This is a genomic window from Testudinibacter crocodili (assembly GCF_006228025.1).
In the GTDB taxonomy this organism is placed as follows: Bacteria; Pseudomonadota; Gammaproteobacteria; order Enterobacterales; family Pasteurellaceae; genus Chelonobacter.
Genome location: NZ_VDHF01000070.1, coordinates 1 through 10,889, shown reverse-complemented (window position 1 = coordinate 10,889; position 10,889 = coordinate 1). Strand labels below are relative to the sequence as shown.

Here is a 10,889-nt window from a genome sequence, read left to right as displayed (position 1 = left end):
TCATAGAAAATATTGGATATAATATTGAGCGGATTTTAGGCGTCGGAATTTCAATTCAAGGAATCGCAGATAAAAATCGGAAATCTGTGCTTTATGGAAAAATCCTTCCTGGAACGTATTCATGTTTTGAGTCTTTACAATCATATTTTACTATCCCAATCATGTTGTTTCATGACGTTAGGTGTGCGGCGGCAGCCGAATTATGGCAAGTTAAACTTATCGATAATGCAATTTATGTTTCTATTAGTGAGCATCTAGGGGGCGCCTTAATTATTAATAATCAAATTGATTTTGGTAAAAAAGGCTACTCTGGGGCCTTGGAGCATTTGCAAATTCATCATCAGGGAAGAAATTGTTACTGCGGGCAAAAAGGATGCCTAGAAACTTATTGTTCTTTATCTGCATTATTAGATGAAAATGAAACAATTGAGCAGTTTTTTAAACTATTGAGATGTAACAATCAAGAGATCAAGCTACGTTGGGATTGCTTTTTAGATAATTTAGCATTGGGACTAAATGCAACTTATCTTTTGTTAGAACGGGATATTATTTTGGGAGGAGATATTGCATCTTATTTAATTGATGATGATATTATGACGTTACAGCATAAAATTAAAAAAATTGCTACCTTTCCAATAGATGACAAATTTATTCGAATAGCCCAACAACAGAATAATGCATCTGTAATAGGAGCTGGGCTACCATTAATTATTGAATATTTAGAATGTCAAGGGGTGCTAGTATTCTGATTTTTATGACTAATTTATAATTCTATCACCAACTTCCCATATGACGACCTCGCTTTCTCAAGTGTGGTCTCCGCACTTTCATCACGCGCTAAAATCATGCTTAAGCGGCGGTGCCCGTTGACTACTACAACCGCTCTATTTCACTATCCTCCATTAAGTAGTAAACTACTCCCTCTTACCGCTCTTTTATGGCTTTTAAACGACAAAAGGTGATTTATGCAACCCTATTTAATTGCTCCTTCGATTCTCTCTGCAGATTTGGCACGCTTGGGTGATGATGTGAAAACAGTGTTGGCAAGTGGCGCCGATGTGATTCATTTTGATGTGATGGACAACCATTATGTGCCGAATTTGACCTTTGGGCCGGCGGTGTGCAAGGCGTTGCGCGATTACGGCATTACCGCACCGATTGATGTGCATTTGATGGTGAAACCGGTCGATCGGATTATTCCGGATTTCGCCAAAGCCGGCGCGGATTATATTACTTTCCACCCCGAAGCTAGCGAGCATATTGACCGCACTTTGCAGTTGATTCGCAGTTGCGGCTGTAAAGCGGGCTTGGTGTTTAATCCGGCGACACCATTATCTTATCTGGATTATGTGATGGACAAAATCGATGTGATTCTGCTGATGTCGGTCAATCCGGGGTTTGGTGGGCAGTCATTTATTCCGGCGACGTTGGACAAACTACGCCAAGTGCGGTCACGGATTGATACCAGCGGTTTTGATATTCGTTTAGAAGTGGATGGTGGCGTAAAAGTGAATAATATTGCGGAAATTGCCGCCGCAGGGGCAGATATGTTTGTGGCGGGTTCGGCCATTTTTGATCAACCGGATTATGCCGAAGTGATCAACGCTATGCGGCAACAATTGGCGAGCCTCACTTCAACTATCGTATAAGGAAAGCAGCATGAGTCAGTTTAAAGTGATCGGTTTCGATCTGGACGGTACTTTGGTCGACAGCTTGCCGGATTTAGCGTTGTCGATTAACCAAGCTTTTGCCGAAGTTGGCTTGCCGCAGGCACCAGAAGCGCTGGTGTTGACGTGGATCGGCAATGGGGCTGATGTGTTGCTTGCTCGAGCGCTTGAGTGGAGCGGGGCAACGCTGGATCCTGAAGCGATTAAGCAGTTGAAAAGACGTTTTGGCTTTTATTACGGCGAAAATATTTGCAATAAAAGCCGTCTGTTCCCGAATGTGAAAGCGACGCTGGAAACCTTGAAAGCACAGGGTTATACGCTGGCGGTGGTCACCAATAAACCGACCAAGCATGTGCAGCCCGTGCTGGCGGCATTCGGTATCGATCATCTCTTTTCCGAATTACTCGGCGGTCAATCGTTGCCTGCGATTAAACCGCACCCTGCGCCGTTGTACTATTTGTGTGGTAAATTCGGGATTTATCCGAAACAGTTGTTGTTTGTCGGCGATTCAAAAAATGATATTTTGGCAGCACATAAGGCCGGTTGCCCAGTCGTCGGGCTGACTTACGGTTATAATTACAACATCCCGATCAGTGAGGCAAATCCGGATTGGGTGTTTGATGATTTTGCCGATATTTTAACGGTGATTAACTAATTTTAGCGACAAATTAGTGATAGAAACAGAAATAAATAAGGGAAAAAAATGAGTAAAAAACCTGTGGTATTCAGCGGTGTGCAGCCGTCGGGTGAATTGACAATTGGTAATTATTTGGGGGCGCTGCGCCAATGGGCGAAAATGCAGGACGAATTTGATTGCCTGTTTTGTATCGTCGATTTGCACGCCATCACCGTGCGCCAAGATCCACAAGCTTTGCGTAATGCCACCTTGGATACGTTGGCGATTTATCTGGCGGCGGGAATCGACCCAGAAAAAAGTACTATTTTTGTGCAATCGCACGTGCCGCAGCACACCCAGTTGGCGTGGGTGTTGAATTGCTACTCCTATTTTGGCGAAATGAGTCGCATGACCCAGTTTAAAGACAAATCCGCCCGTTACGAAGAAAACGTCAATGTCGGTTTGTTCACCTATCCGGTATTAATGGCAGCGGACATTTTGTTGTACCAAGCTAATCAAGTGCCGGTGGGCGATGATCAACGTCAACATTTGGAAATCACGCGCGATATTGCACAGCGTTTTAATGCGTTGTACGACAATCCGTTTACCGTGCCGGAAGTTTTTATTCCTAAAGCTGGGGCGCGGGTGATGTCATTGTTGGAACCGACTAAGAAAATGTCGAAATCTGATGATAACCGCAATAATGTGATCGGGTTGTTGGAAGATCCGAAAGCGGTAGCCAAAAAAATCAAAAGAGCGGTCACCGATTCTGACGAGCCACCAGTGGTACGCTACGATCTGCAAAATAAAGCCGGTGTCTCGAATTTATTGGATATTTTATCCGGTGTCAGTGGCAAAAGTATTGCTGAGTTGGAAGCGGAATTTGCCGGCAAAATGTACGGACACCTGAAAAGTGCGGTTGCCGATGAAGTGTCGGCAATGCTGACTGAGTTACAACAACGGTTCCACCATTTCCGCAATAACGAAGTGCTGTTAAACCAGATTATTCGTGATGGTGCTGAAAAAGCACAAGCCCGAGCTGCCGAAACCTTAGACAAAGTTTATCAAGCGGTCGGCTTTGTGGCAAAACCTTAAGGTTGATGATTGAGGGAAAAAATGAGTTATCCGGTTGATTTACATACTCATACCATTGCTAGTAGCCATGCTTACAGCACCTTGCATGAATATATCGCTGTTGCCAAACAGCGTGGTATTCGCTTGTTAGCCAATACCGATCACGGCCCGGCATTGAGCGATGCGCCACATGAATGGCATTTTTCTAATCTGGCGATTTTGCCACGTTTTATTGATGGTGTTGGTATTTTGCGGGGAATTGAAGCCAATATCCTGAACGTTGACGGCGAAACGGATTGCAATGATCGCATGCGCCGCTCGTTGGATTTGGTGTTGGCAGGCTTTCATCCGCCGTCGATTCAGCCGACAAGCCGTGAAGTACATACCGAGGCGCTGATCAACTGTATCAAGAGCGGTAAGGTGGATATTATCACCCACCCAGGCAATCCGAAATTTCCGATCGATGCCGTGGCGGTGGCGCAAGCGGCAGCAAAATATAATGTGGCATTGGAGATCAACAACGCTTCGTTTTTACATTCGCGTCTCGGCAGTTATAATAACTGCCTGACCATTGCCACCGCAGTGCGTGATGCCGGAGGCTGGGTCAGCATCGGTTCGGATTCTCATTATGCCGGATATTTGGGCAATTTTGAAAAAAGTTTGGCGCTACTTGAAGCCGCCGATTTTCCGAATGAACGGGTATTAAACCAAAGTCCACGCGTCTTACTGGATTTTCTGGAAAGTCGTGGTTGGGCGAAGATTGTCGAATTTGCTGATTTATAGCAGGGATCGGCTAAGCAAAACAGATTAAAACTACGTAATTCAGGTTTTTATTTTTAGCCGCTTATTGAATAATAAGCGGTATTTTCACTCTTGTGAGATATTCCAATGAAAAAAATGTCCACCAAAACCGCACTTGCCCTTGTTTCCGGATTAGCGATTTGCGCCACTACTCAAGCAGAAATCAAAAAAATTCCAGCTGACTATCTTGAAAACGGTCAAGCTGAAACGGCTAAAATTTTTTACACCGCAGCGGTCGAACCGCACTTGATTTCCGAGTTGGTGTATGCGCTTGATGATCTAAATATCAATTATCCACAGTTGAAAAAAATCTACTTGTATCTCAACAGTGATGGCGGCGATATGGACAGCGGACAAATTGCTTATTGGGCAGTGAAAAGCTCGAAAATCCCAGTCACTACCGTTAATCTGTCGATGGTTGGATCTTCTGCCACGTTGATATTCTGTGCGGCAAAAGAGCGGTTGTCATTGCCGAATGGTAAATTTTTGCTGCATGCCTCCAGCTTGACCGGCTCAGAAGGACTGCTGCGTCCGGATGATATTGACAATTTGAAAAAAGAATCCGTGATGTACAACCAAGTTTTTGCCGACACTTATCAGCAATGCAGTGACTATAGCGAAGCAGAAATCAGCAAATTTTTGCATAGCGAGGGCAGCCGTTTGTTGATTGACAGCCACGAAGCCAGCAGCAAAAAATTGGTTTCAGGCATGGCAGACGGTATTGTACAAGCGCCGATTGCTTATCATATTGTTGAAAATAGTGATGGACAAAATCCATAAAAAAGTTGAACTTTTCAAAGAAAGTTAAGTCTAAATAGCTGTGACAGAGTGCGCTTCCCCGTCCCATAGAGAGGGCGTATCAAATTTTGAACTCGTTGGAATTTGTGGTATAAGTAGCACTCGCCGATTTAATTAAGATAAAGAAGGAAGACAATGACGAAAGAAATGCAAATGATGTTGGTTCCTCAAGGCAGCTTGGACGGTTATATCCGTGCCGCCAATCAATACCCGATGCTGACCGCTGAGGAAGAGAAGGAATTGGCGGAACGTTTGTATTACCAACAGGATTTAGATGCAGCGAAAGCGTTGATTTTATCGCACCTGCGTTTTGTGATCCATGTTGCACGCGGTTATTCCGGTTACGGTTTGCCACAGGCAGATCTGATTCAAGAAGGCAATATCGGCTTGATGAAAGCGGTGCGTCGTTTCAACCCGGAAGTGGGTGTCCGTTTGGTGTCTTTTGCGGTACACTGGGTTAAAGCCGAGATTCACGAATATGTGCTGCGCAATTGGCGGATTGTCAAAGTGGCGACCACCAAAGCACAACGTAAACTATTCTTTAACCTGCGTAAAACCAAGCAACGTTTTGGTTGGTTCAATGAAAATGAAGTGGCGATGGTTGCTGATGAGCTGGGCGTGTCGGTTGATGACGTGAAAGAGATGGAATCACGCATGACCGGGCAAGATATGGCGTTCGATTTGCCGACCGACGATGCAGAAGAAAGCTACAGCCCGGCGCTATATTTAGAAGACAAAAGTTCTGATTTCGCCATGGAATTGGAAGCGGAAAACTATGAAAATCAGGCAAACGAGCAATTAAACGAGGCTTTATCCGGTTTGGATGAGCGCAGTTTGGATATTATCCGTTCCCGTTGGTTGGACGATGACAAAGCCACTTTGCAGGATCTGGCAGCAAAATATAATATTTCAGCCGAACGTGTGCGTCAGTTAGAAAATAACGCCTTGAAAAAATTGAAAAGTGCGGTAGCGTTTTAATTTCTGCTTATAACCTAGCTGATAGAAACCCATCCTTGTGATGGGTTTTCTTTTTGGCTGGAAAATCAACAAACGGTTTCAAATGCAAATTTATTTTTCAAAATTACCTTGACTTTTAAAAAATACCCCTCATCTAGTCCTCGTGAATAGACGTTATGGTTAGCGTCAGACAAGATATGATTTAGGAGGATTTTTTATGAATATCGAAAAATTTACCACCAAATTCCAACAAGCGCTTGCCGAAGCGCAATCGCTGGCGTTGGGCAATGAACAACAATATATTGAGCCGCTGCATTTGATGTCGGCGTTGATCAACCAACAAGGTGGTTCAATACAGCCGTTATTGCTCAGTTGCGGCGTCAATGTTACACAATTGAAGAACCAAATTAACGCTGAAATCGATCGTTTGGCAAAAGTAGAAGGCAACGCCGGCGATGTGCAATTGTCGCAAAGTTTGGGGCGTCTGCTTAACCGTTGCGATCAATTGGCGCAAAAACGGCAGGATAAATTTATCTCATCCGAGCTGTTTGTATTGGCGGCGTTGGAAGACAAAACCGCACTTGGCAATACGTTGCGAAAAAGTGGTTTGAAAGCTGAAACGGTAGAAGCCGCGATTCAAAAAATGCGTGGAGGAGATAACGTGAACGATCAAAATGCGGAAGAGTCGCGCCAAGCGTTGGATAAATTTACCATCGATTTAACGGCCAGAGCGGAGAGCGGTAAGCTCGATCCGGTGATTGGACGTGATGAGGAGATCCGCCGTGCGATTCAGGTGTTGCAACGGCGCACCAAAAACAATCCAGTGCTGATCGGCGAACCGGGGGTGGGTAAAACCGCGATTGTCGAAGGTTTGGCACAGCGGATTGTCAACGGCGAAGTACCGGAAGGCTTGCGCAATAAACGGGTGTTGTCGCTGGATATGGGCGCCCTGATTGCCGGTGCTAAATATCGTGGCGAATTTGAAGAGCGGTTGAAAGGCGTGTTGAACGAATTGGCGAAAGAAGAAGGACGTGTGATTTTATTTATCGACGAAATTCACACCATGGTCGGCGCCGGCAAATCCGACGGCGCAATGGATGCGGGCAACATGTTGAAACCGGCATTGGCGCGCGGTGAGCTGCATTGTGTCGGCGCAACTACGCTGGACGAATACCGCCAATATATCGAAAAAGATGCCGCCCTTGAGCGCCGTTTCCAAAAAGTGCTGGTGGATGAACCGAGCGTGGAAGATACGATTGCGATTTTGCGCGGCTTGAAAGAGCGCTATGAGATTCACCACCATGTGCAGATCACCGACCCTGCGATTGTGGCGGCGGCGACGCTTTCGCACCGCTATATTTCCGACCGCCAGTTGCCAGATAAAGCGATTGATTTGATCGACGAAGCGGCATCCAGTATCCGCATGGAAATTGATTCCAAACCGCAACCGTTAGATCGCTTGGAGCGACGGATTATCCAGTTAAAACTGGAGCAACAAGCGTTGCAAAAAGAAGATGACGATGCCAGTCGCAAGCGTTTAGAAATGTTAGAAAAAGAACTGAGCGAAAAAGAACGCGAATACTCCGAACTGGAAGAAGTGTGGAAAAGTGAAAAAGCCGCACTGTCCGGCACACAGCACATCAAAGCGGAATTAGACAATGTGCGCACGCAAATGGAGCAGGCACGCCGTGCCAGTGACTTTGCCAAAATGTCGGAATTGCAGTATGGCGTCATGCCAGAACTGGAAAAACAGCTGGCGCAGGCGGAAGCCTCCGAAGGCAAAGAGATGACCTTGCTACGTTATCGGGTCACTGATGAAGAAATTGCCGAAGTGTTGTCGCGTGCCACTGGCATTCCTGTCGCACGGATGATGGAAGGCGAAAAAGAGAAATTGTTGCGCATGGAAGACGAATTACATAAACGGGTAATTGGACAAAGCGAAGCGGTGGAAGCGGTTGCCAATGCGATTCGCCGCAGCCGTGCTGGCTTGGCGGATCCGAACCGCCCGATCGGTTCGTTCCTGTTCTTAGGTCCAACTGGAGTGGGGAAAACCGAGCTGTGCAAAACCTTGGCGCAGTTTATGTTCGACAGTGACGATGCGATGGTTCGGATCGATATGTCGGAATTTATGGAGAAACACAGCGTTTCGCGCTTGGTCGGTGCGCCTCCGGGTTATGTCGGTTATGAAGAGGGGGGTTATCTGACCGAAGCGGTGCGTCGCCGTCCGTATTCGGTGATTCTGCTCGACGAAGTGGAAAAAGCGCACCACGATGTGTTCAATATTCTGTTGCAAGTGTTGGACGATGGGCGTTTAACCGACGGACAAGGCAGAACCGTCGATTTCCGCAACACCGTGGTGATTATGACCTCGAACCTGGGATCTGATCTGATTCAGGAAAATGTCAACGACTTGGATTACGGCTCGGTGAAAGAGCTGGTGATGTCGGTGGTCAGCCGCCATTTCCGTCCGGAATTTATCAACCGGATTGACGAAACTGTGGTGTTCCACCCGTTGGATAAAGCCAATATCGAAGCGATTGCCTCGATTCAGCTGCAGCGCCTGAACAAACGCATGCAAGCGCACGGCTACCAAATCGAATTCAGCCCAGCAGCGTTGGATTTTATCGCTAATGTGGGCTACGACCCGATTTACGGCGCACGTCCGCTGAAACGCGCAATCCAACAGGAAATCGAAAATCCGCTGGCGCAACAAATTCTGTCGGGTAAACTGTTGCCGGGCAAACCAGTGACGGTCGATGTGGTGGATAATCGGGTTGTAACTACTCAATAAACAGCTTAACTACATTGACTAACCGCACTTTGGCTTGCTTATCAAACCGTGATCAGCATTGGCAAAGTGCGGTTTTTTGTTATACTCAAATTCCTTTTTGATCGGTTTATTAGGAGCGTAATATGGCGTTTAAACAAGCAATCGGTTTCGGTGTGGCCGGCAACTTTGCCGGACATCTGGAACAGGCGGGCGAAGCGGCGGATTTCAAACAGGTTGAAGTGCAGGAAGCACATCAGCCGAAAGCGATTTTTCCATTTTATGTACCGCACTTTGATGGCAACTTTTTATCGGTTTATCCGCTGTCGGCGGACACTTTGCGTTTTCCGCAAGATGCCGATAATCTGCAAATTGAGCCGGAAGTAGCGATTGTGTGTGATATTGAATATGACCAGCATAAGCAAGTGACCGCACTTTATCCAAAGTTGTTCGGCGCTTACAACGACTGCTCTATTCGCCGTCCGAATGCCGCTAAAATCGCCGATAAGAAAAATTGGGGCGAACAAACCAAGGGGCTGTCGGCCACATTAATTCCGTTAGACGGCTTTGCGCCAGGCTGTAATTTGGATCAATACCGTATCGCCTGTTTCCACCAACGCGGCGAGCAATTCAATATTTATGGCATCGATAGTTCGACCGTCGGCTACAGCTATTTTCATCAAAAATTGCTGGATTGGATTGTCGATCGCATGAACAATCAGCCGGATCAAGGTCCGATGCACCCTATTGCAAGTTTGCTAGAAAAAGCCAATTATCCGCAACAGGCGGTGATAAGTATCGGCGCCACCCGTTACACCGACTTCGGCGAAACACATTTCTTGCAGCCGGGCGATGTCAGCATGGTGGTGGTGTACAACGCCACTAAACACAGCGCAGATGAGATTATCGTAATGGCGAAGCAACAACAGTTTGAAGGTGATCTCTCAGCGTTGGTGCAGAAGGTGATTTAGTATGGTTTAAAGTGCGGTCAGATGACATTTTCAACCGCACTTCTCTTTTTGCGATCCCAATTCCAGTTATTTTTCCTCTTTCTTCTTTTTCTGCTTATTTAGATTAGTCTGACCGCACTTTGATCAATTGTGAGGTGTGTGATGTGGCGTGTTTGTTTAGCCGGTGTACTGGTGTGGATTTCGGCGATAAATTGGACTTCGGCAAATAGTAAACCGAATCTCATGTTGTTAGATGTCTATCAAGGACAGCCGTTAGACGGTTGGGTGATGAGCGAAAAACTGGATGGCGTGCGCGGTTTTTGGGATGGCAAACAGTTGCTGAGCCGTAGTGGCAATCGGTTTAATCCGCCGGATTATTTTATCCAAGACTTTCCGCCTTTCGCCATCGATGGTGAATTGTTTTCACAACGAGGCAAATTTGAAAAAATTTCCTCAATCATTCGCACTTTTGACGACATCGGTTGGCAGCAACTCAAGCTGTATGTATTTGATGTGCCGAATGCCGAGGGGGATTTATCACAACGACTACAACAATTGGCAGATTATTTGCGACAAAATCCCAGCGCTTATATTGAGATTATTCCGCAGATCCCGATTCAAAACCGTCGGCATGCTGAGGATTTTTTAGTAGAAATCGAGCGTCTAGGTGGTGAAGGAATTGTGGTACGCAATCCGCATATTCCTTATCAACAGCAACGTAGTTCGCAGATTCTAAAATTCAAAACCAGCCAAGATGAGGAGTGCCGAGTGATCGCACACCATGAAGGAAAAGGGCGGTTCAGCGGTAAATTAGGTGCGGTCAGTTGTGAAAATCAACGAGGCGTTTTTAAAATAGGATCCGGCTTTAAGCTGGTAGATCGTCAAAATCCGCCGCCAATCGGTAGCCTGATTACCTACCAATACCGTGGACTGACTAAAAATGGCAAGCCGCGCTTTGCTACTTTTTTGCGCATCAGGAATGATAATCTGAAAAAAATTGATGAGTAAATAGTCAAAAGTGAAGTGTTTCGAATAAAAAACCACCGTTTGATAAAAAACAGAAAAAAAGTGAGAAAAAGGGGTTGCAAAGAATTCCTGAATGTCTATAATGCGCACCTCACAACGACGTAGCGTTCTGATTTGAAGCGAGTGGTTGTGACTGTTCTTTAACAATATATCAGACAATCTGTGTGGGCACTTGTGCAAGACATTGGTGAAGTCTTACTGTTATTCAGTGGGGCGAAAAAAATAAACTAAAG

General features: G+C 45.9%; 10 protein-coding genes and 1 pseudogene. 10 read left to right on the top strand and 1 reads right to left on the bottom strand.

Annotated elements, in window-relative coordinates; all coding sequences use genetic code 11:
- The coding region (locus FHQ23_RS08155; RefSeq protein WP_139613880.1) for an ROK family protein at positions 1-749 on the top strand (749 nt) is incomplete at its 5' end.
- A gap of 14 nt (positions 750-763) precedes the next feature.
- Here FHQ23_RS08155 and FHQ23_RS12575 read toward each other — a convergent pair.
- Positions 764-871, bottom strand: a pseudogene (locus FHQ23_RS12575) (phosphoribosylglycinamide formyltransferase); the annotation flags it as partial.
- 94 nt (positions 872-965) lie between these two features.
- Between FHQ23_RS12575 and rpe the strand changes: the two are divergent.
- From rpe to FHQ23_RS08105, 9 genes are all read left to right on the top strand, one after another.
- Positions 966-1,649, top strand: a complete 684-nt coding sequence (rpe, locus tag FHQ23_RS08145; RefSeq protein ID WP_139613879.1) for a ribulose-phosphate 3-epimerase — start codon at positions 966-968, stop codon at positions 1,647-1,649.
- A 10-nt stretch (positions 1,650-1,659) separates the two neighbouring features.
- Positions 1,660-2,322, top strand: coding sequence for a phosphoglycolate phosphatase (locus tag FHQ23_RS08140; RefSeq protein WP_139613878.1), 663 nt, complete (start codon positions 1,660-1,662; stop codon positions 2,320-2,322).
- 48 nt (positions 2,323-2,370) lie between these two features.
- Positions 2,371-3,378, top strand: a complete 1,008-nt coding sequence (gene trpS, locus FHQ23_RS08135; RefSeq protein WP_139613877.1) for a tryptophan--tRNA ligase — start codon at positions 2,371-2,373, stop codon at positions 3,376-3,378.
- 21 nt (positions 3,379-3,399) lie between these two features.
- The gene (locus tag FHQ23_RS08130; protein ID WP_139613876.1) at positions 3,400-4,140 is read left to right on the top strand and encodes a phosphatase; all 741 of its coding nucleotides are present in this window, start codon (positions 3,400-3,402) and stop codon (positions 4,138-4,140) included.
- Between the two features lie 105 nt (positions 4,141-4,245).
- Positions 4,246-4,938, top strand: a complete 693-nt coding sequence (locus FHQ23_RS08125; protein ID WP_139613875.1) for an ATP-dependent Clp protease proteolytic subunit — start codon at positions 4,246-4,248, stop codon at positions 4,936-4,938.
- 153 nt (positions 4,939-5,091) lie between these two features.
- Positions 5,092-5,934 (top strand): RNA polymerase sigma factor RpoH, encoded by an 843-nt coding sequence (gene rpoH, locus FHQ23_RS08120; RefSeq protein WP_139613874.1) that lies wholly within the window; start codon positions 5,092-5,094, stop codon positions 5,932-5,934.
- A gap of 196 nt (positions 5,935-6,130) precedes the next feature.
- The gene (clpB, locus tag FHQ23_RS08115) at positions 6,131-8,704 is read left to right on the top strand and encodes an ATP-dependent chaperone ClpB (protein WP_139613873.1); all 2,574 of its coding nucleotides are present in this window, start codon (positions 6,131-6,133) and stop codon (positions 8,702-8,704) included.
- A gap of 122 nt (positions 8,705-8,826) precedes the next feature.
- Entirely contained in the window at positions 8,827-9,651 is an 825-nt protein-coding gene (locus tag FHQ23_RS08110; protein ID WP_139613872.1) for a DUF5718 family protein, read from the top strand.
- Positions 9,652-9,792: 141 nt separating this feature from the next.
- Positions 9,793-10,638: a DNA ligase gene (locus FHQ23_RS08105; protein WP_139613871.1), complete on the top strand. Its 846-nt coding sequence runs from the start codon at positions 9,793-9,795 to the stop codon at positions 10,636-10,638.
- The last annotated feature ends 251 nt before the right edge of the window (positions 10,639-10,889 follow it).

What these genes read in the sequence shown, in the direction of transcription:
- FHQ23_RS08140 (WP_139613878.1), top strand. Translation starts at nt 1,660, where the DNA reads ATGAGTCAGTTTAAAGTGATCGGTTTCGATCTGGACGGTACTTTGGTC.
- FHQ23_RS08110 (WP_139613872.1), top strand. Translation starts at nt 8,827, where the DNA reads ATGGCGTTTAAACAAGCAATCGGTTTCGGTGTGGCCGGCAACTTTGCC.
- rpoH (WP_139613874.1), top strand. Translation starts at nt 5,092, where the DNA reads ATGACGAAAGAAATGCAAATGATGTTGGTTCCTCAAGGCAGCTTGGAC.
- FHQ23_RS08125 (WP_139613875.1), top strand. Translation starts at nt 4,246, where the DNA reads ATGAAAAAAATGTCCACCAAAACCGCACTTGCCCTTGTTTCCGGATTA.
- rpe (WP_139613879.1), top strand. Translation starts at nt 966, where the DNA reads ATGCAACCCTATTTAATTGCTCCTTCGATTCTCTCTGCAGATTTGGCA.
- trpS (WP_139613877.1), top strand. Translation starts at nt 2,371, where the DNA reads ATGAGTAAAAAACCTGTGGTATTCAGCGGTGTGCAGCCGTCGGGTGAA.
- FHQ23_RS08130 (WP_139613876.1), top strand. Translation starts at nt 3,400, where the DNA reads ATGAGTTATCCGGTTGATTTACATACTCATACCATTGCTAGTAGCCAT.
- clpB (WP_139613873.1), top strand. Translation starts at nt 6,131, where the DNA reads ATGAATATCGAAAAATTTACCACCAAATTCCAACAAGCGCTTGCCGAA.
- FHQ23_RS08105 (WP_139613871.1), top strand. Translation starts at nt 9,793, where the DNA reads ATGTGGCGTGTTTGTTTAGCCGGTGTACTGGTGTGGATTTCGGCGATA.